The organism is Planococcus dechangensis (assembly GCF_042654465.1).
GTDB lineage: Bacteria > Bacillota > Bacilli > Bacillales_A > Planococcaceae > Planococcus > Planococcus dechangensis.
Map to the genome: position 1 here is coordinate 1,656,956 of NZ_JBHSGL010000005.1, position 25,270 is coordinate 1,682,225.

A 25,270-nucleotide genomic window follows, 5' to 3' on the forward strand; every position below is an offset into this window, starting at 1 on the left:
TTACAGCAACGACAACAAGACATTTTGCGCTAAATTGTCCAGTGAGGTGTCACAAATGACAAGCGCTAAAAAAACGATTATGGAAGCTTTTCTAAATATGCTGTCTGAACGAAATTTCGAGGAGCTGTCGGTCAAAGACATCGCAAATTTCGCCGGCGTGTCCCGCTCCACATTCTACCTGCATTTTACCGACAAATTCGAATTGATGGAGGAGCTGCGCCATAATTTGAACGGGCGGCTATTGCAGATGTACGCCGAAGATTCGCCGGCTGAGGCCATCAATTTGAAAGTATGCCGCCACATCTTCAGCTACCGCTCTTTTTACCGCCAGGAATTTTCCGATGCCAACCGCATCCACGAGCTCACTTCCCGCTTGGCGGACCAAGTGCAAAGCGTATTCGGCGATGAAGATATGGCAGTGTTCGCCGGCTGGGGCACCATCGGCTATTTGGCGGCCTGGGTCAAGGGCGGATTTGTCATGGGGCCGGGCGAGGCGGCGGACAAGCTGATGAAAATCATCTCCGCCGATTGGAAGACCGACCGCGCCAAAGAACACGACCGCATCAGCTGACGTTTAAAAATCAGGATTCACCAAAAAGGCCTTCCCGAATGGAAGGCTTTTTCATATAGTCGATTGCTCTGCATCACTCCGTCGATTCCTCGCGAAACGATAAGCCCGCTTCTTGCAACAACTGCCTCATTACCGGCAAAGAAGCCGGGCCGACGCCGTGAAGTGCGAGGATGTCGCGTTCACTCAAAGCCGCCAACTTTTCCAAAGTGTCGATTCCGTGATGGAGCAGTGCGTTTCTCGCCGGTGAACTGAGTGTTGATAGAAAGCTGTGTTCCGGGGCATCATGAGGGCTGTTTGCCATAAAGATCACTCCTGCCTATGTTGGTTAGTTCCATTATACAGCACCAAAAACAAACAGCCCTCCTTACGCGGCCGCGTTTTTTTGTTACACTAAACTTAGGAAATCGGTCGATTGTGGAGAGGATTTTTATTTGAAAACTTATGGACTTATCTCACTGGTATTACTGATTAATTTATCTTTGCTGTTGATCAACGATTATTTCCCCGGCACCCTCGCGTCGCTCGGCATCCCGCCGTGGGCACTGTTTGCCGTAATGGCGGCGATGATCGTGCTTAGCGCATTGCGCCTGCAGCCGCAGCGGGACAAAAAGTTTCTATGGGTGTTTCCGCTTGTGTCGGTCGTCTTCCCCTTAGCGTTGCTGTTTGTCTTGACGGCGCTGGGCGGCGAGTCGGCAAGCGGCCTGTCGCTGACTAGCCCGCTTTTATGGATCGGCGTGCTCGTGACGCTCGCCATGTTCCGCCGCACGCACAAAAAAGTTTCTCAAGAAGAAGCGGTAAAAACACAGGCCAATACCTAAAAACAGGCTCTCCAAATTTGGAGAGCCTGTTTTTATATGTCCCTATCCTTCCGGGCGATGAGTACATACAGCGATTCTGCCGGAAACGACGTGTCCGTGACGATGAAGCTCGCTGCTCCAAGTGCGTGCTCTAAGTCGCTTAAGGTAAGCCGCGGCGCTTTCGGATTTTTTGCGCCTTTCGGCTCGAGTTCAATGCCGATTAAGTGGCCGCCTGGTTTCAGCAATTTGTTCATAGTTTCGAGCACTGGCGCGAGCGGCGTGATTTCGTGCAGTACTAGTGAGGCGAAGACGACATCGAGCGAACCGTCATCAAGCTTGGCCTCTTCAAGTTTTCCGCTAAGCAAAGTAATATTATCGATTTGTTCCGTTTGCGCTTTTGCTGTGATGAGCTCGAGCATGCCCGGGTCGATATCGAGCGCATAGACGGTTTTTTCGGTCCTGCGGGCAAGCGGCAAGGTGAAAAAGCCCGTTCCCGCCCCGAAATCGAGCACGCTGTCGCTTTTTCCGACCGGCATCAGGTCCAATAAGTTGTCCGCTGTTAGGCCGCCGTTTCGCTGCGGATTGTCCAAATAGGCGATTTTCCCGTGATGATGTTTGTGATGGGCAGTGTCCATTGTGGCTCTCCTCTTTTCTCTTAATTTCCGAATTTGTCTTCGATAAAGGACGCGACGACGCTGGTCGCCGCCATGCTTCCTTGACCAGCAGAGATGATCAATTGCGACGGTCCCATCAAAACGTCGCCGCACGCAAATACGCCTTTGACATTGGTCCGCTGCATGGCGTCGGTTTCTACGCCGCCGCGCTCATTTAGGTAACAGCCCAAGTCCTGTGCGATCGTCGACGCTTGGTGCCATTCGGCGGTGACAAATCCGCCTGTGCGTTCGATGGCCGTCCCGTCTTCAAAGACAAGTTGTCTGAGTTTGCCGTCTGTCCCTTCGAGTGAACGGATCGCCTGTTCGTAAACGAGGATGCCGTGGCGTTCCAATAGCTTTTTTTCATCCGGCTTGAGCACGCGTTTGCCGTTTGTTGCGACGATCAACCGGCTCGACCAATTTGATACGACTTTCGCGAAATGAAATACTGCCTCATGCTCCGAAATGATGACGAGCGGCTCCTCCTGCAGTTCATAGCCGTCGCAGAATGGGCAGCTGAACAAGCTGTTGCCGTAGAATTCTTGGATGCGCGGAATGTCGGGAAGCGTTTCTTTGAAGCCGCTCGCCAAGATGAGCTTTTTCGCCTCATAAACGCTTCCGTTCACGGTCTCGATGCGAAACAGCTCTTCTAGCTTTTCCACATGCGCCACGCGCTCGTCTTGGAAGCGGACTTCCGGGTAGTTGGCGAGTTCCGCGCGCGCGAGCCGCTTGAGTTCCTGTGGATGGATGCCGTCGCGCGTCAGAAACCCGTGCGACTCATGTGTCACTCGATTGCGCGGCTCGTTATCGTCAAACAACAACGTTTGTTTTCTTGAACGTCCGAGCACAAGTGCCGCGTTGAGTCCGGCCGGCCCTCCGCCGATCACTGCACAGTCCAAGACCGATCCGCTGTTTCCTGGTGAATGCGTCATGTTCGCTCGCCTCCTTGTGTGTTTTCAATTTGATTTACGATATCCACCAATAGCTGCTGCTGCAGTTCCTGCTTCATATGGCCTTCTGCTTGCCGCATGACTTCTTCGATCAAGCAGCCTTCGTGGCGATGAAGCGTACAGTCGAACAAATGGCTCTCCCCTTCGATTGCCTGGATGACATCGAAAAAGGAAATTTCTTGTTGCAAGCCCGAGATCCGGTAGCCGCCTTTTGCGCCCGGCGTCGATTCAATCAAGCCCGCCTTGGTCAGCTTAGTGAGGATTTTGGACAAATAGGTCGGCGACAGCTTCTGGGCTGCCGCAAGTTCTTGCACCCCAATGGCCTGATCTGAAGGCAGACGGATCAGCTGCACCATCGTATGCAATGCATAATTGGTGGCATTTGAATATTTCATGATATCTCTCCTGTTCTTTCGTAGATATTAAAGACACTCGTTGTCTGTAATTAAACTTAATTTAGCACGCTGTTCATTTCCAGTCAAACTACGTGCTTACCCGAACGGCTTTCTTTACTTCACTCTGCCGCTGTCTTGCAGAAAAATGAAACCATTCCGGGACTCATCAGGTATATAAGACATCAACCAAAGGGAGCTGAACGTCATGAACGAAACAAATCTCAATATCGTCGATGCGCTAGTGACCGTTTTGGTATATGGCCTGCCGATCCTTGCGATCCTGCTGGTCATCTACGTATTAAGGAAAAAGAAAACGAAATGACCCGAAAAAAGGAGTGCTCAACATGAAGCTCTACTGGCAGTTAACGAATCGCGAAAAATTCACCCGCTCTCTTTGGACGGGCCTATTCGCGGCAGCGCTTTTCGGCTATACGGTTTTTACCAATGATGGTGCGCCGTTTTACTGGTTCTATGCAGCGCTTACCGCCATCATCATATGGGCATTTTTCCAGGTCATCAAATACCGGCACGACCGGCAAGCGGATAGGTGATGTTCAAAGATAGAAATGGGTATTCAGGAGGTGTAGTGATGACGACGCATTCACATATACTGCAGCGCACAAAAGCCGACACACGCCAGCGGGCGGCGCTTCAGAACGTCATGAACTTGTATGGCGTCTTGTTGTTCTCAGGGCTGTTGCTGTCGATTTTCACCCACGGCATCGAGGACGTCAGCGGATTCATGTCGTTCCTATTGATCAGTGGCATGCTGTATTTTCTGCTCGTGACCTTTTATTTTAAAGGCGGCGTATGGAGAAGCTTCGTTTATGCAACGACGGGTGTTATCGGACTGATCAGCATTTGCACGGCGTTCTATCTTGCCTAGCAGGACGCCTCCTGAAGGCCATCATCCTGTGTTATAATCCATTTAAGTGAATATTCAAACAGAAAGGAGCAGCGAATATGGGCAACGAAAAAGTTCTTTTCGTGCTGCTGGATGAGTTTGCGGATTGGGAAGCCGCATCACTCGCCGCTGCATTGAACGCAGAGCCGGAAGGGCAAGGGCGGCAGTTTGACGTCAAGACGGTATCTTTGACGAAAGATCCGGTCAAATCGATCGGCGGTTTCACGGTGCTGCCGGATTATGGATTGGACGATGTGCCGGATGAGTTCGCCGGCTTGATGCTGATCGGCGGCAATTCCTGGCGCAAAGAAGAAAGCCAACAGGTCATGCAATTAATCGACCATGCCATCGAACAACAGGCAGTCCTCGGTGCCATATGCGACGCGACGGTCTTCTTGGGAATGAACGGATTATTGAACGACGGGCCGCATACGAGTAATTTCCTCGATGACTTGAAAGCGTCGGCTGGCGAGAGCTACAGCAACGATGGCGGCTATGTCCACGAGCAAGCCGTGCGCAGCGGACAGCTCATCACCGCCAATGGCTCGGCATTTCTCGATTTCGGCAAACAAGTATTGGAAGCACTCGAGGCCGCGCCGCAGCCTGAAATCGACGAGTGGTACAGTTTCTACAAGCAAGGGTTTCACGAGTTCATGAAGTCCCAAAACGAACAAAACTGAAAAACCACCGTTCATTGTGCAGTCATGCTCACAATGAACGGTGGTTTTATTGGTTTCTGCGATAAAGTGGCGAGTCCTATTCGATATCCAAGCGCAAGCGCTGGATCACTTGCTGCACCGTCGAAAAGGTCAGCAGCGTCTGGTCGTCTTCTTTTATATGGATAATTTCAATCGCTGTTTGCGGGCTGATACCGGTAATATATAATTTACTGCCCATCAGCCGTAAAACGTCCTGCACCATGATGAGCTTGCTGTAGAGGAAGTTCTTCTCCCACAATACACCGGTGACGTCGATGATGATGTGTTTTGTGCAGGTATCCTGCACGAAAAAGCTTAGTTTGGACGTCAGCGTATTAAAGCGCTGATTATTCATTTTCCCGACCAAGGCGACCGCTCCGATATTATCGGCTAACGGCAGGATCGGCAGCAATTGTTCGTTGATTTCTTCTTCTTTTTCATCCAATAGCAATTGCTGGTTGACTTCATTGGTCATATCCGTTTGGGTGCCGATAAAGTACAGGCGGCCGTCCATCGTGACCGGTTCAATGTTCAGGCGATTCCAGAAGGTGCTGCCGTCTTTTCGGTAGTTTTCGATGGTGACGGTGATTTTTTCGCGCTTGCTGATGGCCTCTTTGATTTGGCGGATAGTCGTGCGGTCTGTTTTTTCGCCTTGCAAAAAGCGGCAATTTCTGCCGATGATCTCCTCATCGGCATATCCTGTCAACTCTGCAAAGGTTTCGTTATTGTAGATGATCGGATTGTCCGCCTGTTCGGGGTCCGTCACTACCGCGGCCACTTTGCTGCCGTTTAACATGGCTTCTAGCAAGCCGTTTTTAATATCCGTCTGTAAATGATTCATGCATGTTCTCTCCGATCCATTATGGCTTTTTCGATTGCATTGGTGCGCAGGTTTTTCGGTTGTCTATTAGTGCGGTGGTAGCTTCAAATCGGAGATGGCGCTCTAATCTATTTCGCTTAACGCCGCAGACAAGCGCTGTGCGAAAGCTTTGGGAGGCTCCAAGGACTCTATCGACAGTTCGACGATATGCGGGTTTAGATAAAACCGCTGGCGAAATGCAATCGGAAAGGGAAACTTGCGCAAGGCCTCCACAAAAGCCAATACTTCTTCCGGAAGCAAGTACATGGTCGCTTTGTTGATGGCCGCTCCGTCTTGCTGGAGATGTTCAAAGGAAATCTCGCAGTCCAGTTTGAACAGGAATCGGCTCGTGCCCAAAAAGATTTCCAATTGCTTCGTTTTATTGAAATGAAATTTGCCTTCGCGGAATTCAAAAGTTGCATTTAAGACTCGCTGCATCTCCTCCGCAATCCGTAACTCTTCGTTCAACTTTACCGTCCTTTCGCCTTGCTTGTTAAGCCAATCATCCCAATTCATAATGTTCTATACCCGAATATATTGCTTTTTTCCCCTAAAAATAAAATATTATTTCCATCCCCTTTTTCATAGCTGTTTTGAAGTTTTGACAAATTATAAATCGGGCAGCCTTTCAGCTGATGTGGTTTTTCATTTTTTTGTATCGATGTTTCCTGTCTCATTAGTAAGCCCCTATTCCTGCGATGGCAGCTGGTTTTTTTCACTTGCTTTGAGCATTAGCTCTATGTATATAACGCGAAAAAGCCGCATTTAGATTATCGTGGTCTTGAAAAAAAATGCCCTCCCCCGACATTCTCACAACTTGCTGGGTCAATTCTAAGCTCACTGCTTGTTGTTTTGATGTTTTGACATCATTTTAGAATTTGACCGACCAATTCGGCAATTTCTTCGTTCCATCATTATCCTGTCGGTTGGATTTACAGCAGCCCTCTTTTTCAGATAAATAGGTAAAAAGAGGATTTTTTGGCGCACCATCCACAAAAATCATCAAAAAAAGAAACTATTTCGTTGAACATTGAATAATAAAGTCGAGTTGAGTATATAGGACTATATATTACAAGCCATAACTGCCCCTATAATACTCTTTGACATGATAATTGATTACTGAAAAGGATTCATTTTCCATTTCACTGAGCATTAGTGAAGAAAATGAACTAAAGATCATATCAAAAAAGCAACATAATTTTTTTCGATTCCACATGCCTCCGGAATATCGGCCTGACATACTTGATTGACCATACAACTAGAGCGAGCGACTCCTCCAGAACTATCCATCTGCATGCTGACTATGCCTGTGGAAAGGAGGGTTTGCTCCATTTGCAATTCATTCATTGCTTACGAGAGTCGACCTACTTCAAAAAAGCCTCTGTTGTTATTTCAGAATAATTAAAATTAATCTTCAGCCATTCGAGTACACACATAGGGCTCATCGGCAAAATATGAACGGCATTGAAATTCATAAAAGGAGGGCTCCGCGTTGGAAAACGACAAAAAACAAGTGCAGGAATTAATGAATACCGTTGATGAGTTTTTGATCGTCATCGATCAAAACGGCGTGATCCTGAGAGTCAATCAAGCGTGGGTTGATTTCTGCGCAATCCATGAAATCAGACAATCCTTGTGGAAACTCGGCTGCAATTATTTCGAAGCGCTGGATGCACTTGGAAAACAGCAAGGCTTGGCCGCTATCCGGCAAGTGCTGGCAAATGAAATCACCGAGTATAAATCAGCCTACCCTTTTCATTTGAGCAGCGGCGGCACGCAATGGATGCAGATGAAAGCCAAGCGAATCCAATTGACGGCTGACTTTTCCTATGGCGCTGTCATCTACCATAAAGCAGCGGCGCTTCATGACACGCAAGAAATCACGGCAGAAATCGTGCTCGAGAGCATGACCGACGGATTCGCTTTGTTGAACGACCAATTCCACATCGTTTACTTGAATGAAATCGCTGAAACCATCCTGAACTGCAAACGCCACGACGTCGTCGACACTCCACTGGAGCGCTGGTTCCCAGCGGCATCCGGGCCGTCCTTCCATGCCGCTTTCGAAGCGGCGCTGAGCGGGCAGGAAGTCGTGGAACTGGTCGATTACTACCGCCCCATGGATACCTGGTATCAAGTGAAGGCATGCCCTTTGAAAAAAGGTGGCTTGGCGATCTACTTCCAGGACATCAGTGAAAAGAAGAAAACTGAATCGCAGTTGATGGAATATGCCAATTACGATTTCTTGACCGGTTTGCCGAACCGGCGCTCGATCGTCGAGTTGATGGAGTCGCAAATTGCGCAGTACATGGCGTTTTCGGTCTTCCATATCCACATCGACAATTTAAACTTCATTAACGCCGTGCACAGCCACAATGCCGGCGAAACTATCATGATCAAAATCGCTGAACAGCTCAAGGCGTTCACCACGGACACGTGCCATATCGGACGTCTCGACGGCAACGAGTTCATCATTGCCTACAAACCAGACAAAGGGGAAAACTTGGAGCTGTTGGCAGAACAGATTGAAGATGTTTTCTTCATGCCGATCGCACTGGATGCTTCCCATAAAGTGAGCGTCAGTGCCAGCATCGGTATCGCCTGCCACCCTTATGACGCTAAATCTTTGAAGGATTTGCTGTCGTATGCGGAAATTGCCATGTATGAAGCGAAAAATCTGCGCGGCTGCTCTTATACCTTCTTCCGACCGAAGATGAAAGCGCTGCGTGACCGCAATTCGGTAATCGAAAAAGGGCTGCGAGAAGATCTGCAGGAAAACGGCTTCTATTATGCCTTGCAGCCGCAAATCGACAGCTTAACGGGGAATGTCGTGGGTGTGGAAGTATTGTCTCGCTGGACTCATCCGGAATTCGGGGAATTGTCACCGCTCGAGTTTATTGAAGTGGCCGAGGAAACGGACAATATTGTGCCGCTGATGATCCATTTGATGCGCGAGGTACTAATGCAAATCAAGGATTGGCAACAGCGCTTTGGCTGGAATGTGAAGACAGCGATCAATATGACGCCATCCCTCATCAGCAACACCAAGTTTTTCGATGATGTCTTCGCCTTGCTTGAGCTGTACGAAGTCGAACCGAGTTTGATTGAAATCGAAATCACCGAGCAGGCCGAACTGACCTACTCACCGAAGACATTGGAGAATTTGCTGATCTGCAAAAACAAAGGAATGTCGGTCGCCATTGATGATTTCGGCACCGGTTTTTCCATGATTTCTTACTTAACGAACTTCCCGATCAATAAAATCAAAATCGATCGCAGTTTTGTCCAGAAAATCGGGGAAGACGAGAAGTCGGAAGCAATACTTAAATCGCTGATCAATTTAGCGACGAGCATCGAGTGTGAATTGGTGGCTGAAGGAGTCGAAAAGTCGGAAGAATCTGCATTCCTCTGCGACAACGGCTGCATTGTGCATCAAGGTTATTTATACAACCGCCCGATGAAAGTCGCCGATTTTGAAACCAAATACCTGCAAGGCGTCGAAAGCCGTTTGTCGAGCAGTTCCCGTTCGACCCGATCCTACTGAACATTACTCTGTTTCGTTAGTCACATGTATCCCAGAGAGGATATGGACACGTGACTAACACAAATATACTCCCGTTGGATTTAGTATTGATGGAAGCGATCAAAGATATGGAATTTATTGTGGGCGTTGAAGCAGACGCTTCCTTTGCCTATCGTTTTTTAATCGGGCGATGTTCGAAAAAACACACCTGACGCCAAGCGACCTCGGCGCATTCGACATTGACTGCTTTAAAACCATCAATGACGAACTCGGACGCGAAACGGGTGGAGGTCATCACGGAATTCGGCAGGCGGCTTCGGACGGCGATGTGGCACTTAGACTCGGCGGAGAGGAATTTGTCTTGCTGCTGCCGGACGTGAGCACCATTGAACAAACCATGTCCATCGCATAATCTGTTCAACTCGCCATGGAGCAGCCGTGGGAGTTGGTCGACGCTACTGTTCAAATCACCGTCAGCATGGTCATCGCATCGATCGAAAAGGCCGGTTCGACGGTGTCGTCCGTGTTGAAAAATGCCGATCTTGCAATGTACGAGTCCAAGCAAGCCGGGCGCAATACACACCGTATTGCCCGTTTTCAAGCCGAATAAAACAAGCCGAACTGAGCAATTCAGTTCGGCTTGTTTTATTTGTTTTCCCATTTATACAATACATGCGGCTTTAGCGGACTGTCGTCTGCTACGAGCGGATGGTCGAATTCCTTAATTTTTTTCATGCCGATCCGCTTCATCACCATTTCGGACGGTTTATTGATGAGCGAAGTGAACGAATAGATCTCATTCAATCCGAGCACGCCAGCACCGTAAGCGAGACAGGCAATCGCGCCTTCTGTGGCGTAGCCTTGATGCCAGTGCTCTTTGCCTAGCCGCCAGCCGATTTCCATTCCTTCAAAACCGGCATCGAAGTTCACTTCGAGCATGCCGATAAGCCCGATGAATGTTCGGGTTTTTTTCACTTCGACCGCCCATAAGCCGTAGCCTGTTAGTTCGAAATGTGCCTCAATCCGGTCAACCAGGGCGTCCGACTCTTCACGTGTCAACGGTTTCGGAAAGAACTTCATAACGTCAGGGTTGGCATTCATCACCGCAAACGGTGCCCGATCTGAAGGTTTCCACTTTCTAAAGCCGAGCCTTTCGGATTCAAATACATAGTCGCTATTCATCAAAAACTCCTTTTCACTCTAATGGCTACAGGTTTTCTTTATTTTGCGTGGGTTCGTTAGGTGCGTCTCCGGCCAAGACATATTTCGCTTTCCAATCCTTGTCGGCGCCTTTAAAAAGCAGCACCAGCCCTGCTGTGAACAGGCCTGCACTGATCACTAGCGGCACGATGCCGATAGCTAGGAGCGCGGATCCGTAAAGCCCCCACTGGGTGTAATAGCCGATTGAGGACAACTCCAGCGCATAAATGGCCGCCGCGACGAGTGTAAAGCCGAATAAGATGACACCCGATAACACCCCGATACCGCCTGCAATCAATTGTTTCATATCAACCTCTCCCTTCCTAGCTATAAAAAAACAGGCGTCCGAAAAATTCGAAACGCCTGTTTGGTGTGTGTTTACTGGAACAATTGCTTGATGCTGTCTGTCGGCAAAGCGCCTTGTCCGCCGAGGATGTAGATTTCGGATACGGATTTGAGCTGCGTTTTCACCATTTTCACTGTTGCCGCGTTTGGCGATTTTGGTGAAGTGAGAACGAGCGGTGCTTTGTTCTTAGCCGCCAGGACAGATCCCGCTAATGCGTCCGGGTAGTTGGTGCCAGTCGCCAAGTACATGTTCTTCGGATCGAACGATGCTTTGAAATGCGTGATGACGGCACTGTTCGTATCATAGCGCGATGCGCCTGCTAGACGGACTGGATTTTTGATGTCTTTTGCTGCGCTGTCTGAAACGGCGCCTTTACCTCCAATAATGAAGGTCTTCGTGTACGTTTTCGATGCAAGATGCGCTTTCACTTCCGGCGACAAAGCGCTTGGCTTTGTCAGGAGGATCGGCATTTTCTGGCTGCCAGCGACCGGTGCGATGGACAAGGCATCCGCAAATGTCGTGCCGGTTGCAACGACTGCTTGTGTCGAATTTTTCATTTCTTTGGCGATATTGACAGACGTCTCGTAGCGGTTTTTGCCGCTGATGCGCTTGATGGCAGTTTGTTTAATGCCGAGAGCGTTCAGTTCTTTTTCAACTTTCGTACTAATGGCGCCCACCCCGCCGATTAAGAACACTTCTTTGACTTTCAAGCGTTTCAGTTCATCTTTGACGGCTTGTGGCATAGAGCCTGTTTTCGTCAACAATAACGGTGCGTTGTGGTAAGCTGCGAGCGGCGCTGCACTCAATGCATCCGGGAAATCGGCGCCCGTTGCGAGTACTGCTTTATCCGAAGCGCCCCAGCCTTTTTTCGACACGTCCACTGCCGTGTCGTAACGGCTTGCTCCGCTGATGCGTTCAGTCATATTCCATTTGTCGTTCATGGCGAGAATCGCTCCGGCGCCGTTCAAACGTCCCCAGCCGGAGATTTCGTCATAGCCCGGTGCAAGTTGTTTTGGTTCGTATCCGTATTCCTCTTCATAGAAGGGGAAATCGTTGTAGTTCGGACGGTCTTCTTCGGTGAAGGAAACATCATCCGCTGAAACCGTTACAAGCGTCCGGATTTGCTCTGGCGTCAAAGACGGGTTGATCGCTTTCAATATGCCGGCAACGCCCGCTACGTGCGGAGCCGCCATTGATGTGCCGGACAGGAGCGTCACATTGCCATTCGGCAGAAGGCTTGGAATGTCCGTACCTGGTGCCACAAGGTCAAGGCCTTCCCCGTAGCTGGAGTAATCAGAGACAAGGTCGAGGCGGTTTGTCGCGCCGACAGAGATAGCGTATTTCGATGATGCCGGATAGGACAATTCTTCCCAACCGTCGTTTCCGGAAGCAGCAACGATCGTCACGCCGCGCTCACTTGCGTATTTCATGGCGTATTCGAGCACACGGCTATAGCCGCCGCCGAGGCTCATATTGATGATGTCCGCGCCTTCGTTTGCCGCATAGATAATGCCGTAGGCGATTTGTTCGGTGTCTCCGTAGCCAGATGCATCGAGCACTTTGATCGGCAAGATTTTCGTCGACTGGTTGATGCCTGTCATCGAATAGTCATTGCCGGCTTGTGCTGCGATGATGCCCGAGACGTGCGTGCCATGCCCTTGGTCATCCCACGCATCGTCGTCTTCATTGATAAAGTCGCGACCTTTGCTGACCATTTGGTTTTGCAGGTCGGCAAGTGTGTAATCGACTCCTGTATCAATGACTGCCGTAATAGTTTCCGTTTGATTTTTTTGATCGGCAAGTGCTGTCATTTGTTCAAAATCAATGTCCGCATCTTCAATGCCGAAACCTGTTCCTTTGTTTTCCAGCGACCATTGCTCACCGTAGTAAAAATCGTCGGAATGCAGTGAATACTGCTGAACCGGCTCGACAAATTCCACTTCCGGCAACGCCTCGAGTGTGCTCATCGTCTGGTTTGCTGCGGAAGCAGACATCCCCGACTTCAAGTCGACCACGTAGAACGAGTCGAATTTCGGTGCTTCGGCTTCAAATTCCGAAACCGACTGGACGCCGTAACCAGCTGTTTTTGCGGTGCTCAATGTCGCGCCATCTTTTACTTTGACGATGACTTTGTTTGCTGATGTATCTTTGATCATATAGTCGGTCGGTGTCATCGCAAGCAGGACGGATTTCCCTGTCAGCTTGCTGATGCCGATTGATTTCCCTGCTTTTTCAACCTCACCTTTTAATTTCGCAGGCGCTGCGCTAAGGGCAACCGCATATAATTCATTGATAGCTTTCTGGTCAGCTGCGGTGATTGTTTTCGAACTTTGCAGGCCGTTTTTCGCGATGCTGTCGATCAAGCCGTCGAGCTGCTTCAAGTTTTTCTTGATGGAATCGCGAACCGTTGCGTCCGTCACAGCCTGGTAGCCGATGAAAGGTGCGAGCTTGTAATAAAGCTTGGTCAATTCACGGCCGCTTTCGGTTTGTGCTAACACGTCACCGCGGATGGTCCGCAGCTGGTCAAGCAAGTTTTGATTGTCGAGTACGAGTTCTGCCGGGCATTGCTCGTTGTTTGATGGTTTTGATGCTTTCACTGTCGTGCCGTCAAAACCGATTGTGTAGCTTGCATCGTCTTCCCCAATATCAACCGGAAGTTCTTCTGCGAAAGAAGAGACCTTAATGTAATAAGGGCCTTCCCAGGCGATCGGGAATTTTACGACTGATTTCCGTTCTGCAAACGTGTAGTTGCTGAACGGATCGAATGGCTTATCGGCGGTCGCGCGCTTTGCGTCCGGGTAGACCGTGAACGTCAGTTCCTGGTCAGACTTGAGAGACACTTCAAAATGGGAATGGTCGGCCACTTGCCCAGGCTCGACGTCAATCCGATACCAATGTTCCTCATCCCCTGCAGAAAAGGTCTCGGTTACGTCCACACCTTCTTGCAATTGATCCGCATCCACCAAATCTTCGGCTTGTGCTGTTTGTGTTGCCGGTAAAACCCCCAAAAGTGATATCCCCATCAAAAAACTTGTCGCAATTTTAAACGCGCGATCCATCCTACCATCCCCATTTCAATATATTTACATTTCTATTAAAACACATCGAATTACATAAAAATAGTAGTTTTTAAAATAAATTTTCCGGGACTTTCGTTTCTGTTTCAATCAAGAAGTCTTGATTCAAGATATGTGAATATGGACCTACCTAGACTTTGATGAATCATTTTTCTCTTTCTTTCTGTTCCGGCATATCCAAAGGCGTAAAATAATAAGAACAGCCTTGCCAATCCAATTCTTCGCTCAGAATGTCGAAAGTGGAACGGAAAAATTCCTGCAAAATCTTACTCGGGTTATCCGAGGCGGCGACCTTGTCGAGTTTCAGGAAATGTTCGCTAAGCGAGGCATCCCAGTAGGCATCGGCCGGTTTTAGGCGGCTGCTGTCGAGTTGCTTGTTGATAAACGGGTACGGCAGCGTGAAAAAGGATGGCACGTCGACCTTGTCGTCGCCGAGCCAAAAGCCGTATTCAATGAACTGCTCGTCAAAAGCGGCTTTCTCGATGACTTTATTTTGCGGAAACGGTTCAGCAACGCCGTGGAGGACGAGCAATGATACATCAAAGGTCCCCCAGAAAAGCGCTGGCTTCATTTTCCGGCAGCGCATCGGCCCGACAAACTTCAATTGTTCGCGCAGCGCAAACTGAAACAGCTTCAAGCCTCTCAGCGCATGTTCCCAGTGGAACGTCAGCGGCGTCTCGTCTTCATTCAAATTGGTTTTATACGCCATTTCCTGCGGCTTCGGATTGATCGTCAATTCGACGCCTTTTGAAGACAGCCCTGCGAATATTTCTTCAAAGTAGTTTTTGATGGACTTGTTCGTTTCCAGCGGCACAGCGCACAGATTGCCATCGACGTTCACAAGGATGCGGCTCTCGTAAATATCCAAATCAATTTGAAAAGTCTTGTCGCGGTGGAACAATAAACCGGTCGAAAAGCCGTTCGGCGTGATGGCGAGCGTCACATGCGCCCATTGCGGCTCTTGTTGCGCGGTTTCGAGCTTAATCTTCCCGAGAATCTGGGAAATCAAATGCAAAGTGAATTTTGTATCAGCCCATTCGGAATGCCTGATGATGTCCAACTTCATTGCGTTCTCCTCCTTTATCGTTTGTGAGATTCAGCAATAATCCGGTTCATGCGGCTCTTTTGGCTGGCAACGGCCGTGTCGTGTCGAGTAAATGATTTACTCTTTAATATTCGACATATGACTGTTCTTCCCTACCTATTACATAAATGAGGAAGATGCTGAAGCAGAAAAGGCATCAGATTCCACATAAAAAACTGCTCTGGCCATTTGAGCCGGAACAGCTTTACGTTATAGACCGCTGTTTTTTTTAGATGCAGCCTCGCGCTCAATCCTCTGGCCAGATGTCCCAATTGAAGGCAAAATCAAAATGATTAAAGTTGAGCGAGACTTCAGTGTACGCATTCAGCGACTCTTGAGGAACAGGACCGATAACAATAGTATGAGCTCGGTGTTCTTTGATTTCTTCAAAAGGTGCAAGAGCTTCACCCACTGCGACATCGGCGTAATCCGTCACTTCGTAAGGTAGAACAGAGTAAGAAAACCCATCCACCGTGCTGATGTCCAAATTATCCAGCTTGACTTTTTTCGACCGATTGTCATCGATGATGAAGGAAAAACTGATATAGGTTTGTCCATTGTGAGGAAATACACTTTGCGTATACACCGTCATCTCTGGCTTTGCCATCGTACGGTAACCGAATAAACTTATGACGAGGATAAAAATCAAAGCTGCCGTTACCCATTTTTTCATATGAACTACACTCGCCCTTTCGAAGTGCTCGGCTTTAGTTATTGTTGAAATAATTAAAAACATCCACTAATAAATTCTATTTTGCAATCCGATTGTCCTTCCAACTCTGCGTTGCGCAAACCGAAAAAGCCGTTCCAGCTGATTGTGCTGGAACGGCTCTCTTTCTATGCTATAGTGCTATCCCTTGTTATTCTTTCATGCTCGGCACTTCTTTTCGAACAACATCGAATAGTCCGGCACCGATCACTTCAAGTGCTGACTGCATGCGCTCTTCGGAGACATTGTCTTCGATTGTATCTTGTGGCGTATGATAGACTTTTTCGATGTGGTAGACGAGCGGATTCCAGCTGTCGATGCCCATCCAGATAAAGAGGGCTGCCGGAATGCCGGCATTATGGAACGGGACATGGTCGCTCGAGCCGAACTGGCCAGGGAGGATGTCCGAGTTCCCAAGGCGCGCACCCGCTGCGACAGTCGACTCTGTGACGATATTGCTAGAGCCGTCGACAGTCATGGCATATAGATTCTCGGCTTTTTCATAACTGGTCGCCACCATATCCGGGTTGTAGACCGCTTCGATCTTATCGCGATCAGCCTGACTCAGCTGATCGACATAATACCGGGCACCAAGCAAGCCTCTTTCCTCCGAGCCGAAGGCGATAAACTTCATGTCCTTGTCGGTGTTGTAGCTTTTGAAGACGCGCGCCAATTCGAGCATTAGGCCGACGCCGGATGCGTTATCATTTGCCCCTGGCGCACCAACGACACTATCCATATGCGCCGTCAAAAGCACTTCTTTGGCGTCTGCATTTTGCGATTTTGCTTTTTTCGTTCCGATGACATTGACCGATTCGAGGTCCTTGTAATGCGTTGCCGTCAAGTTCAGGTCCACCGTTCCATCCGCGAGCTGTTCTTTCAGCCATTCCCCTTGGATGTATGCCGCACCGTATACCGGCACGTCATAGGATTTCGTGAGGCTCGGGTTAAACGTCGATCCGAAGTTGCCGCGCCCACCGACAACGCTTTGGAGGATCACGCCTGCTGCGCCTGCCTGGATGGCGTTATCGACTTGCGTGCGGTAAGCGGCAGTCGAAGACTCGCGCGTCAACAGGACGATTTTACCTACCGTGTCCGCCGGGAAATCCGCTAACGATACGCCGCCCTCCACGTAAATGACCGGAGCTTTAACTGCTTGCTGGCTCACTTTGCCGTTCGGTGCAGCGCCCATTTCCCAAACGGTACCGTCGGAAAATGCGGCGTTCCCGATATACTGATCCGCAACCGGAAAGTATTGGTATTCCACGTCAAAGCCGAGCCCCTGCAACGTGTTCGCGACATAATCTGCCGCTTCCTTTTCCCCTTGGAGTCCTCCTGGGCGAGAACCGATTTCTTCAGATAAGTAACGGATATGTTCGATCGCCCGCTCCGCATCGACGCGGTTGACGATCTTCTGGTCATGCGCTGCGCCGGAATTGCCGTTCGCCGCGTAAGCGACGCTGGCCGCGCCGGAATCCGCAATCGGCAACGCCATCGGGGATACACTCAAGACGAGCGCTCCTGCGAGTGTATAGCTCAGGAATTTCTTTTTCAGTCCTGTAGTTTTCACTTCACCTGATAGACGTTCTTTTTTCATTCGACAGCCACTCCCTCATTGAATTATTTTCTAATCAATTGATAAACGGATGCGCCTACGAGATCGCCCGCTTCTTTCAGGCGTTCTGCGCTGATAAATTCGATTGTATCCAGCGGTGTATGGTAATAAGGCTCCAAGTTGGCCGTGCCGGGTTCGCGGCGGATAAAGTTCGCAGCGGGTATGCCCGCTTCAAAGAATGGCACATGATCGGATGCACCGCGTTGGAATAAGATCAGTTCAGATGGCGTGCCGATCCGCTCGCCTGTCGCTTTTGCCGTATCCGTCACAATGTTCGGCAAGCCGTCCACCGTGTTCAAATAAATTGCCGTTGCATTGTCCCAAGAGGTGCCGACCATGTCCATGTTGAAATTGCCGACGCTTTGCGCCACTTCATCTTCACTCAGTTGATTGACGTAATAGCGTGAGCCGAGAAGGCCGATTTCTTCAGCGCCGACAAAGACAAAGCGCACTTCCTGGTCGATTGGGTAGCTCTTCAGGACGCGTGCGATTTCGAGTGCCACCGCTGTTCCGGAGGCGTTGTCGCTAGCACCTGGCGCAAATGGGACGCTATCGTAATGGGCAGTCACATGGACGATTCCGTCAGTGCCGCCTTTTTTCGGCGCGCGCGTGGCGATGACGTTTTCGGATGTTGCGCCTTCAAACGCCTGGACGCTCAAAGTAACGGATTCGCCTGTTGCCAAGACGTCCGTTTTCAACGCTTCCCCGCTTGCTTTGGTGATGCCACCGACAGGAATCGGCATTTCAGCGCCGCCGAGTGACGGATTGAGTGGGCCTGTCTGGTCGACATTATTGTAAATCAATACACCGACTGCACCCGCTGCATATGCGTTTGTCACTTTTTGTGCAAAGGTGATGCCGCCGCGTTCAATAAGCGCGATCTTTCCTGCTGCGTCATTGCTGAAATCTGTCGGAAAGCCGAGTCCCCCATTATATAGCGGAGCCGTCAATCCTTCATCTACAGTCGCTGCGGAACCTGCCGGGATGTTAACCAGCACGTCCCCTGAGTCGGTATGTAAATGGCCGACAACCAAATCCGGAATGTCGAACTCCTGCATTTCCACATCATAACCGTAAGACTCCAGCCGCTCTTTCAGAAACTGTGCAGTCTCTTTTTCTGCATCCGTTCCGGCTACGCGCGGCCCGATCGTTTCAGTCAGATAAAAGACATCCTCATACATGCGTTCCTGGTCGATCCTCGAAATCACTTTCTGGTCAAACGCCGCCCCGTTTTTCCCTGGTGCAGCCTGTACCGCCTGTTGTTCAAACATGCCTGTTGGCGCCACATAAAAACTCGATGACACAAGCAATGCTGATAAAAATGCTGTTTTCCACTTCATACTTTTCAATTGTCTTTCCTCCCCTAAATGTTTATTCATAAAGCCCTAACAAGTATTCCTTTTCTATTCACTCTTTCCCTTCCCAAAATAATGAAAACGGTTACAAAGTAATGGAAAATTAAGTTAATAAGTTGGAAAGAACTAGCACAACATTGAAATTTCAGAGTCCACTAGTTCTTAAATAATGCTTGCCAAAACCGAAGCATCCTTGATTAAGGTTTTTCTCCTCATAAAACCGTTCTTTAATAAAAAAACTCTCCTATGAAAGGAGAGTTTTTAGGGAGTTGCGTTTCCTTGAACTGGCAATTGACCCCCTAATTCATCTCTTACTTCAAGCAGCAACTCTAACGGAACCGGCTTGCTGAAGTAATAGCCTTGCAAATAAGCGATGTTTTGAGTTGAAATGAATTCCAGTTGATCCTTATTTTCAATGCCCTCTGTCACTACTTGAATACCTAAATTGTGGAGGATTTGGAGGATTCCGCTTAATAAAATGGTGTCATTCATGTTGCCCGGTACTTCTTGAAGGAAACTGCGGTCGATCTTGACCACATCGATGTCGAGTGTCGTCAACTGGAACAACGAAGAAGAACCGACGCCGAAATCATCCAATGCGACACTAATGTTCCTTCGTTTCAGTTCCCCGATAAACTCCGCGATGTCCTTATCTTTGACGGCTGTATCGCTTTCAGTGATTTCGATTTGCAGCAATTCAGGCGGAAACTGGCTTTCTGCCAATACATGATCAATCGTGTGCAAAAGATTTTCCTTATCGGCCATTTGAAAATTCGAGACGTTTACAGCAACAGCGAGAGAATTCTCGTTGGCTGCATTCCAAGCTCCGATGTCTGTTACCGCTTTTCTTAGGATCCACTCGCCTAACAGCCGAATGGCGCCGACTTCTTCTGCAAGTGGAATGAATTGAACCGGTGAGATGATGCCGTACTGTGGATGATTCCATCTGACCAAAGCTTCCACGCGCGCTATTTTTTTGCCGCACGTATGCATGATTGGCTGGTATTCCACATACAGTTGATCGAGAGTTATGGCGGCAAAGATTCCTTCTTTGAGCGTCAGCATGTATTGATACATATCGCGGTTTTCCAACTCGTAATAGAAATAATAATTGTTCTTCCCAGATTTTTTCGCTTCATACATGGCATCATCTGCAAAGCGCAGCAAGTCTTCCAAAGTCTCCCCATCATCCGGATAAAAGCTGACTCCCACACTCGAAGAAATAGAGGTGCTCACAGTGCTTAAGACAAATTCCTTCCGGATATCCGCCATGAGCGCTTCAATCAAGCTAATAATTTGAGTACCTTTGCTGTATGGCACCAATAAAATGAATTCATCGCCGCCAATCCGGTACAAGCGGTGCCCTTCGTTCATATAATCGGCCTGCGACAGCCGCTGCCCTATTTGCTGCAACAATTCATCACCGCTGTTGTGGCCGTACAAATCATTGATCCGCTTGAAGCCGTCCAAATCGAAAAATAAAATTGCAAAAGGAAGCCCGTCCTTAGCGGTTCTCACATCAAACTCACGATACAAACTAAAGCGGTTGGGCAGTTTGGTCAAATAGTCAAAATAAGCGATTTGCGTAACATTCGTATGCGCTTTTTCCAAACTTTCGAGCATGCTGCGCACCGATTTTTCCAAATCGGTAATTTCGTCTTTTCCATCTTTCAACTTCTCGATTTTCAAGGATTTGGGTTGATCAAAGTCAATGTTCTTCAGTTGTCCCGATAAAAATGAAATGCGGGAAAGCACGAAGAGATCCAATAAATAATAAACAAAAAACACGAGCATCAAAGTCGCAAGCGACAAAGCGAGAAATAAATCGTTCAGGCTTTTCAATTTTTCATTGTAATACTTGCGCTCTTTTGTCACTTGAAGAGCCAGGCCTTCGCTTATAGGCACAGTATCCATCAAAAATTGATCGTTTAGTGCAAGCGGTTCACTCTGTGCACTGGCGATATCCTGTTCCTCGGTCAAGGTGCGGATATCGATTGCTAAGTTATTTTCCATCGTGTCAAAAAAAGCAGGATCCAGAATTTTCCCCATCATCAATACCCCGACACTCGGCCCTTCTTCTTGGCTGGTCAAAATCGGTTCGCTGACGGTAAGAACGGAGCCGATGTCTTCTTCATAGATAATTAACGCCTCGTTCCTGGTGTTTAAGTTCGCCCATTCGGATTCAATAAATTCAGAGCTTAAGGAAAAGTCCATTTCGCTTCCGTCTTCGAGATCATAGGCCGCGGAATATACTTGTTGTTGTTCGCTATTAATAAACAGCATGAAGTTGATGGCATTATTTTCGAATGTATCCTGCATAATATTCGAGTTGATGTACCGGTCGTTCGGTTCGGCTACAAATTGGTAAGTGTCGTCCCAAACCGCCCAATCGCGATTTAAACGCTGCAATGCGTCTGCTTCGGAATCGATATAGTTTGATACCCGCAGTATGTCGATGCGTAATGATTCTTCGTCCAAATACTGTGCATCATTCAAAAGAAAGGGACGGATGAACACAAATAACATCAATATAAATATTCCCATGGCGATTCCGACGAGTCCCGCCGTTTTTATTTTGAGTTTCATGTCATCCGACTCCATTCAAATACTAAATTTTGTAAATTTATGATGAAAATAATACTTCTTCTACTGATTTTATCAGAAGAATCTTGATAGTCATTAACTTAATTTCATAATAACTCCAAGCTGCTTTGCTTTATTCCAGTTCTTCTCAAAAACTATGCTATATTGTTAGTAAATAGTGATTCTAAGCCCAATAACACTAAGGTGGGATGCACTTTGAAACATGATGAAGAAGACATTTTCCTCAGTAATTTCGAAAAATACGCAGATCCGGAAGCTTATGACCTGGAATATCAAAACTATTTAAAAGATGTCCCCTTTCTTTTGGAATGGGCGGATCGACAAAAAGGAACCATCCTCGATTTGGGATGCGGCACTGGGAGGGTTACCATTCCATTGGCGGAACAGGGCCACAAACTGATAGGCGTGGACCTTCATAAAGGCATGCTCGAGCAGGCGAAAGAAAAGACAGCCGATACTCCGCTAGCTGTCGAGTGGGTTTTGCAGGACTGTACGCAATTGGCTTTACAAGTTGTGGCCTCTTTCATTTATATGACGGGCAATTCGTTTCAACATTTCCTGACTAATGATTCGCAAAATCGATTGCTCCAATCCGTATGGACCCACCTAGAGCCGAACGGGGTGTTTGTTTTCAACACCAGGTTTCCTGTTTTGGACGAACTTGCACAAGTCGATACATCGACAAGGACCTATACGGATAGGCGAAACAGAAGGGTTATGGACACAACTATTGAAACCTATCATGCACTCACACAGATCCTGCATTGTTCATCCACAAGGGAAATTATGGATGGACCTGAGGCAGGAACTTCTGAACGAGACAGCATCTCGCTGCGCTACGTCTTTCCCCTTGAAATGGAGCGATTGCTGACAGAAGCTGGCTTTATTGTTCTGGAATCATATAGCTCGTGGGATAAAAAACCTTTGTCGGCTTCTAGCAGCGAAATGATATACGTGTGTATGAAAAAATGAAAAGAGGGCAATGGTTTAAAACTAAACCATTGCCCTCTTTTTCGTTTTTCGATAGGTGACTCGCTGTTTATTTTATGACTCACTTTTTTTAAATCAACAGTTTCCCTACAAAAAAATTGCCAACTACTGCAACCGCCATGCCGATCGCTATCCATTTTTCGGTAAGCATCTCGAAAATGATTTTATCTAGCGTATTGTTCTGTCAGCTCCAAGTATTCTTCAATAGCTAAAGTCAACGAATTTTGGGCGTCTCGCCAAAATTTCACTTGTGTTATATCCGCCCCTAAATAACTCTCACCTAATTGCTCAACAGTCATTTTCCCGGAATCGCGCAGCAAAGTGTCATATCGCTCCGGGAACCCTACCGGTTGTTTTTTGGCCAATTCATACACTCCGTTGCTGAATAAATAACCGATTGTATACGGAATATTATAGAACGCCCTTTCAGCATCGTAGAAATGACTAATGTACATCCATTTATAGACAGCCAAATCGTCGACCAAGCCCCCATATATTTCATTCTCCACATCGGCAATCAAGGTTTTGATCTCCTGGGCTGAAATCATGCCGTCTGTCCGTTGATCGTAAAACTTTTGCTCGAAGCGAAACATGTTCGGCACAGTCACGACGTATTTCAACCCATCCCTAATTTTCATTTCCAGCATAGCAAGTCGTTCGTTTTCATCTTTCGTCCGTTCGATGACAGCATCTAGCACCAGATTCTCCATGAACGTGGAGGCCGTCTCCGCGACACTTGTACCTTTTTGCTGCGCAAGCGCAGGCTCGTCGTGAAGAATATAGTTGTGATAAGCATGGCCCAATTCATGTGCTAAGGTGATGAGGTCTTGATAAGTATCACGATACGTCAAAAAGATCCTGCTTTCTTTGGCCAAAGGCATCGAAGCGCAAAATCCACCTTCCGCTTTATCCGGACGGTTCTCGGAATCAATCCAGTCTTCTTCAAAAGCGCGGTCGGCAAAACTTCCAAGCTTTTCGCTGAACTGATGGAACTGTTTGCTGATGGTAGTTTTCGCTATAGTAAAATCTACCTTGCCAGAAAGGGAGAAAGCTGGCGACTCCAAATCGAACCAACTAGCTTTTTCTAAACCCATCACTTTCAATTTCCGTTCGATATATGCTCTGTACAACTCCCTATTGCCATCGATGGCAGTCAGCATTGCAGTGATTGACACCTCTTGGATACGGTTCTGTTCGAGTGTCTCATTCAATTTGTTGTCCCAGCCCCGTTGTTTGTAGATATCCAAACGGGATCCTGCAACACGGTTCAAGACCGTCGCAAATGCATCAGCCTCAGCTTCGCAAGTTTCAGCAACAGCCTCAGCTGCCTGCTCCCGGCTATCGCGGTCTTTGCCATTGACGGTTTCATTTAATGCACGACCGATCGTTACCATCTGTTTCTCATCGTCTATTTCAATTGGAACTCTTAATTTAGTCAACATCAGTTCATGCTGTTGATCCCATCCCGAAAGGCCGTTGACTGAAAGAGCGCCGATCAAACGCTCCAATTCGACAGGCAACCGATCCTTGACCATTTGCCTTCTTTCATTCAAGTAAAAGGACAGTGCTTCGACATGTTCAGAAGCGACGAATTCTTCCCAAGCCTCTTCGGGAAATTCGGCAAACGTCTGATCCAATTCAATCTGCAAAGATACTAGTTTCGCTTTCAGCACCGCACTTTCATCCATCAAGACAATGGCTGACTGATCTGTCACGTTTTCTGCATAAGCACAGATGGCATAATCATCGAGCTGCTCCCAGTTGAGCAATGCGTATTGGAATTGATCAATAATTTTCAGCAATGAATCGGTATCCTGCTCGTCCATTTGGCGATAGTTCTGCAATTGAACCGTTGCCTGTTGGAAAGTGTTCCGTAGATTTGTCAGTATTGCCTTTAGTTCATTTGGTTTGCTCGTTTCAGGATATAAAGAAGTTAAATTCCACGTTTGTGCAGTTTTCTGTTCCACGAATAATCCCCTTTTTTATACGGCGGCGCCTAGCCGACTTATTCAAGCCTATGTATATACATTCTTCTTTTTCCTGGATATTCCTTTTGAAATAAAAAGTCAGTAGCAAAGCTATTGGCGCTCATTGCCTGGGCGTGTGGATTCGCTTTCGACTTCTACCATCCAAGACAAAATCGTAGTGCTGTCACGGACCTGCTTTTCTTTGATTTCTTCTAGCAGAGCTTGTACGCCTCCCCTGTTTGAAGCTTCGTTGAAGCGTTTGGCCACTTCAAGCGGATCTGAAAAGGCGGTATTCGGGCATTCCACCAGTCCGTCAGTCGTCAACAGGATGTGATTTGTTCCTTTTCGCAATTCTTTAGTCCCTATACTGTAGCAAGGAACAGACAGATCGAATGTGTTTACTTTTCCGATCCATTCATAGAAACTGCGCTGATTTTGCTGCATCTCGCCAAGTGCTTTTAATTCAGGATGGAATAAGTACAAGAGGCAATCACCAATCGATAGCCACCATAGAAACTTATCTTTTCTCACCGCGCATAGTACAGCCGTCTCTCCTTGCACTTCGCTGCAAGCTCTTCTAAAGCGCTCGCTGCCGAAAGCCGTCAGCAAGATTTTCGATAGCTCGCCAAAAGCTTGATTTATGGGCAAACTCAATGCCTGATAAATTGTATTCTCTAAACGAAGAATCTCCGCTGTCACGAGTTCAGCGCTTTCTGCAGTTTGATGGGCGTCCAACACCACAGTGAATTCCCAGTCTGCTGTCCCGTTGGCCCACACCATGCAGCCATCTTCGTTCTTAGTTTGGCCGGCAGTAGAGTTGCCGCCAAAGCGCCCGACTGTGACTGGCCCGATCTGCTGAATATGCAGCTGGTCCACAAAAGATTGTTCGCTTCCAACCCAGTTAAATGATGTTTGCTTTTTTCTATTCGCCATATGCACTTGCCTCCACTTAGGTATTGAAACGATTCATAAC

General features: G+C 48.0%; 24 protein-coding genes and 1 pseudogene. 8 read left to right on the forward strand and 17 right to left on the reverse strand.

The features are described from left to right. The first annotated feature begins 55 nt into the window (after window positions 1–55). Entirely contained in the window at window positions 56–571 is a 516-nt protein-coding gene (locus tag ACFO5U_RS11305; RefSeq protein WP_377279170.1) for a TetR/AcrR family transcriptional regulator, read from the forward strand. A 73-nt stretch (window positions 572–644) separates the two neighbouring features. On the opposite strand, the gene ACFO5U_RS11310 is transcribed toward ACFO5U_RS11305, so the two are convergent. Next, the gene (locus ACFO5U_RS11310; protein ID WP_377279171.1) at window positions 645–872 is read right to left on the reverse strand and encodes a helix-hairpin-helix domain-containing protein; all 228 of its coding nucleotides are present in this window, start codon (window positions 870–872) and stop codon (window positions 645–647) included. A gap of 130 nt (window positions 873–1,002) precedes the next feature. Here ACFO5U_RS11310 and ACFO5U_RS11315 point away from each other — a divergent pair, with 130 nt between their 5' ends. Then, the gene (locus ACFO5U_RS11315) at window positions 1,003–1,389 is read left to right on the forward strand and encodes a hypothetical protein (RefSeq protein WP_377279172.1); all 387 of its coding nucleotides are present in this window, start codon (window positions 1,003–1,005) and stop codon (window positions 1,387–1,389) included. A 32-nt stretch (window positions 1,390–1,421) separates the two neighbouring features. On the opposite strand, the gene ACFO5U_RS11320 is transcribed toward ACFO5U_RS11315, so the two are convergent. Genes ACFO5U_RS11320 through ACFO5U_RS11330 form a run of 3 tightly spaced genes read right to left on the reverse strand, consistent with a single transcriptional unit; the run spans window position 1,422 to window position 3,366 of the window. Further along, window positions 1,422–2,003 (reverse strand): class I SAM-dependent methyltransferase, encoded by a 582-nt coding sequence (locus ACFO5U_RS11320; protein WP_377279173.1) that lies wholly within the window; start codon window positions 2,001–2,003, stop codon window positions 1,422–1,424. A gap of 20 nt (window positions 2,004–2,023) precedes the next feature. Then, window positions 2,024–2,953: an NAD(P)/FAD-dependent oxidoreductase gene (locus tag ACFO5U_RS11325; RefSeq protein WP_377279174.1), complete on the reverse strand. Its 930-nt coding sequence runs from the start codon at window positions 2,951–2,953 to the stop codon at window positions 2,024–2,026. Beyond that, complete coding sequence (locus ACFO5U_RS11330; protein ID WP_377279175.1) at window positions 2,950–3,366, reverse strand: RrF2 family transcriptional regulator; 417 nt, start codon at window positions 3,364–3,366, stop codon at window positions 2,950–2,952. The genes ACFO5U_RS11325 and ACFO5U_RS11330 overlap by 4 nt, the downstream gene beginning before the upstream one ends. Window positions 3,367–3,710: 344 nt before the next feature. Here ACFO5U_RS11330 and ACFO5U_RS11335 point away from each other — a divergent pair, with 344 nt between their 5' ends. The 3 genes from ACFO5U_RS11335 (at window position 3,711) to ACFO5U_RS11345 (ending at window position 4,950) form a co-directional block, all read left to right on the forward strand. Continuing rightward, on the forward strand, window positions 3,711–3,917 hold the full coding sequence (locus ACFO5U_RS11335; protein WP_377279176.1) for a hypothetical protein: 207 nt from the start codon (window positions 3,711–3,713) through the stop codon (window positions 3,915–3,917). A 38-nt stretch (window positions 3,918–3,955) separates the two neighbouring features. Further along, entirely contained in the window at window positions 3,956–4,252 is a 297-nt protein-coding gene (locus ACFO5U_RS11340) for a hypothetical protein (RefSeq protein WP_377279177.1), read from the forward strand. 77 nt (window positions 4,253–4,329) lie between these two features. After that, on the forward strand, window positions 4,330–4,950 hold the full coding sequence (locus ACFO5U_RS11345) for a DJ-1/PfpI family protein (RefSeq protein WP_377279178.1): 621 nt from the start codon (window positions 4,330–4,332) through the stop codon (window positions 4,948–4,950). 76 nt (window positions 4,951–5,026) lie between these two features. On the opposite strand, the gene ytvA is transcribed toward ACFO5U_RS11345, so the two are convergent. The 3 genes from ytvA to ACFO5U_RS11360 all read right to left on the reverse strand — a co-directional run bounded on the left by ytvA (window position 5,027) and on the right by ACFO5U_RS11360 (window position 6,504). Beyond that, the gene (gene ytvA, locus ACFO5U_RS11350; protein WP_377279179.1) at window positions 5,027–5,809 is read right to left on the reverse strand and encodes a YtvA family blue-light photoreceptor; all 783 of its coding nucleotides are present in this window, start codon (window positions 5,807–5,809) and stop codon (window positions 5,027–5,029) included. A gap of 102 nt (window positions 5,810–5,911) precedes the next feature. After that, on the reverse strand, window positions 5,912–6,295 hold the full coding sequence (locus tag ACFO5U_RS11355) for a hypothetical protein (RefSeq protein WP_377279180.1): 384 nt from the start codon (window positions 6,293–6,295) through the stop codon (window positions 5,912–5,914). A gap of 44 nt (window positions 6,296–6,339) precedes the next feature. Beyond that, entirely contained in the window at window positions 6,340–6,504 is a 165-nt protein-coding gene (locus ACFO5U_RS11360) for a hypothetical protein (protein ID WP_377279181.1), read from the reverse strand. Window positions 6,505–7,319: 815 nt separating this feature from the next. On the opposite strand from ACFO5U_RS11360, the gene ACFO5U_RS11365 reads away from it, so the two are divergent. Continuing rightward, window positions 7,320–9,371 carry a putative bifunctional diguanylate cyclase/phosphodiesterase gene (locus tag ACFO5U_RS11365; RefSeq protein ID WP_377279182.1) on the forward strand — a complete coding sequence of 684 codons (2,052 nt, stop codon included), beginning with the start codon at window positions 7,320–7,322 and terminating at the stop codon, window positions 9,369–9,371. A gap of 169 nt (window positions 9,372–9,540) precedes the next feature. Further along, window positions 9,541–9,960: pseudogene (locus ACFO5U_RS11370) on the forward strand (GGDEF domain-containing protein). A gap of 35 nt (window positions 9,961–9,995) precedes the next feature. Here the strand turns inward: ACFO5U_RS11370 and ACFO5U_RS11375 are convergent. The 8 genes from ACFO5U_RS11375 to ACFO5U_RS11410 all read right to left on the reverse strand — a co-directional run bounded on the left by ACFO5U_RS11375 (window position 9,996) and on the right by ACFO5U_RS11410 (window position 21,322). Continuing rightward, window positions 9,996–10,532, reverse strand: a complete 537-nt coding sequence (locus ACFO5U_RS11375; protein WP_377279183.1) for a GNAT family N-acetyltransferase — start codon at window positions 10,530–10,532, stop codon at window positions 9,996–9,998. A gap of 25 nt (window positions 10,533–10,557) precedes the next feature. After that, entirely contained in the window at window positions 10,558–10,857 is a 300-nt protein-coding gene (locus ACFO5U_RS11380) for a hypothetical protein (RefSeq protein ID WP_377279184.1), read from the reverse strand. 71 nt (window positions 10,858–10,928) lie between these two features. Beyond that, window positions 10,929–13,955 carry a cell wall-binding repeat-containing protein gene (locus tag ACFO5U_RS11385; protein WP_377279185.1) on the reverse strand — a complete coding sequence of 1,009 codons (3,027 nt, stop codon included), beginning with the start codon at window positions 13,953–13,955 and terminating at the stop codon, window positions 10,929–10,931. A 163-nt stretch (window positions 13,956–14,118) separates the two neighbouring features. Continuing rightward, window positions 14,119–15,039, reverse strand: a complete 921-nt coding sequence (locus ACFO5U_RS11390) for a DUF5996 family protein (RefSeq protein ID WP_377279186.1) — start codon at window positions 15,037–15,039, stop codon at window positions 14,119–14,121. Window positions 15,040–15,304: 265 nt separating this feature from the next. Next, entirely contained in the window at window positions 15,305–15,730 is a 426-nt protein-coding gene (locus ACFO5U_RS11395; protein ID WP_377279187.1) for a hypothetical protein, read from the reverse strand. Window positions 15,731–15,917: 187 nt separating this feature from the next. Then, entirely contained in the window at window positions 15,918–17,363 is a 1,446-nt protein-coding gene (locus tag ACFO5U_RS11400) for a M20/M25/M40 family metallo-hydrolase (protein WP_377279188.1), read from the reverse strand. 23 nt (window positions 17,364–17,386) lie between these two features. Beyond that, window positions 17,387–18,721: a M20/M25/M40 family metallo-hydrolase gene (locus tag ACFO5U_RS11405; protein ID WP_377279496.1), complete on the reverse strand. Its 1,335-nt coding sequence runs from the start codon at window positions 18,719–18,721 to the stop codon at window positions 17,387–17,389. A gap of 276 nt (window positions 18,722–18,997) precedes the next feature. Continuing rightward, a complete protein-coding gene (locus tag ACFO5U_RS11410; protein ID WP_377279189.1) occupies window positions 18,998–21,322 on the reverse strand; it encodes a bifunctional diguanylate cyclase/phosphodiesterase in 2,325 nt (774 codons plus the stop codon). Window positions 21,323–21,535: 213 nt separating this feature from the next. Between ACFO5U_RS11410 and ACFO5U_RS11415 the strand changes: the two genes are divergently transcribed. Continuing rightward, window positions 21,536–22,312, forward strand: a complete 777-nt coding sequence (locus ACFO5U_RS11415; RefSeq protein ID WP_377279190.1) for a class I SAM-dependent methyltransferase — start codon at window positions 21,536–21,538, stop codon at window positions 22,310–22,312. A gap of 182 nt (window positions 22,313–22,494) precedes the next feature. Here ACFO5U_RS11415 and ACFO5U_RS11420 read toward each other — a convergent pair whose 3' ends face one another. Beyond that, complete coding sequence (locus ACFO5U_RS11420; RefSeq protein ID WP_377279191.1) at window positions 22,495–24,297, reverse strand: M3 family oligoendopeptidase; 1,803 nt, start codon at window positions 24,295–24,297, stop codon at window positions 22,495–22,497. 111 nt (window positions 24,298–24,408) lie between these two features. Further along, a complete protein-coding gene (locus ACFO5U_RS11425; protein ID WP_377279192.1) occupies window positions 24,409–25,230 on the reverse strand; it encodes a PP2C family serine/threonine-protein phosphatase in 822 nt (273 codons plus the stop codon). Window positions 25,231–25,270 lie beyond the last annotated feature (40 nt).

Coding starts and splice junctions, on each gene's coding strand:
- ACFO5U_RS11345 (WP_377279178.1), top strand. CDS start 4,330: ATGGGCAACGAAAAAGTTCTTTTCGTGCTGCTGGATGAGTTTGCGGAT.
- ACFO5U_RS11390 (WP_377279186.1), bottom strand. CDS start 15,039: ATGAAGTTGGACATCATCAGGCATTCCGAATGGGCTGATACAAAATTC.
- ACFO5U_RS11310 (WP_377279171.1), bottom strand. CDS start 872: ATGGCAAACAGCCCTCATGATGCCCCGGAACACAGCTTTCTATCAACA.
- ACFO5U_RS11335 (WP_377279176.1), top strand. CDS start 3,711: ATGAAGCTCTACTGGCAGTTAACGAATCGCGAAAAATTCACCCGCTCT.
- ACFO5U_RS11385 (WP_377279185.1), bottom strand. CDS start 13,955: ATGGATCGCGCGTTTAAAATTGCGACAAGTTTTTTGATGGGGATATCA.
- ACFO5U_RS11360 (WP_377279181.1), bottom strand. CDS start 6,504: ATGAGACAGGAAACATCGATACAAAAAAATGAAAAACCACATCAGCTG.
- ACFO5U_RS11375 (WP_377279183.1), bottom strand. CDS start 10,532: ATGAATAGCGACTATGTATTTGAATCCGAAAGGCTCGGCTTTAGAAAG.
- ytvA (WP_377279179.1), bottom strand. CDS start 5,809: ATGAATCATTTACAGACGGATATTAAAAACGGCTTGCTAGAAGCCATG.
- ACFO5U_RS11395 (WP_377279187.1), bottom strand. CDS start 15,730: ATGAAAAAATGGGTAACGGCAGCTTTGATTTTTATCCTCGTCATAAGT.
- ACFO5U_RS11380 (WP_377279184.1), bottom strand. CDS start 10,857: ATGAAACAATTGATTGCAGGCGGTATCGGGGTGTTATCGGGTGTCATC.
- ACFO5U_RS11405 (WP_377279496.1), bottom strand. CDS start 18,721: ATGAAGTGGAAAACAGCATTTTTATCAGCATTGCTTGTGTCATCGAGT.
- ACFO5U_RS11325 (WP_377279174.1), bottom strand. CDS start 2,953: ATGACGCATTCACCAGGAAACAGCGGATCGGTCTTGGACTGTGCAGTG.
- ACFO5U_RS11330 (WP_377279175.1), bottom strand. CDS start 3,366: ATGAAATATTCAAATGCCACCAATTATGCATTGCATACGATGGTGCAG.
- ACFO5U_RS11425 (WP_377279192.1), bottom strand. CDS start 25,230: ATGGCGAATAGAAAAAAGCAAACATCATTTAACTGGGTTGGAAGCGAA.
- ACFO5U_RS11410 (WP_377279189.1), bottom strand. CDS start 21,322: ATGAAACTCAAAATAAAAACGGCGGGACTCGTCGGAATCGCCATGGGA.
- ACFO5U_RS11340 (WP_377279177.1), top strand. CDS start 3,956: ATGACGACGCATTCACATATACTGCAGCGCACAAAAGCCGACACACGC.
- ACFO5U_RS11305 (WP_377279170.1), top strand. CDS start 56: ATGACAAGCGCTAAAAAAACGATTATGGAAGCTTTTCTAAATATGCTG.
- ACFO5U_RS11400 (WP_377279188.1), bottom strand. CDS start 17,363: ATGAAAAAAGAACGTCTATCAGGTGAAGTGAAAACTACAGGACTGAAA.
- ACFO5U_RS11320 (WP_377279173.1), bottom strand. CDS start 2,003: ATGGACACTGCCCATCACAAACATCATCACGGGAAAATCGCCTATTTG.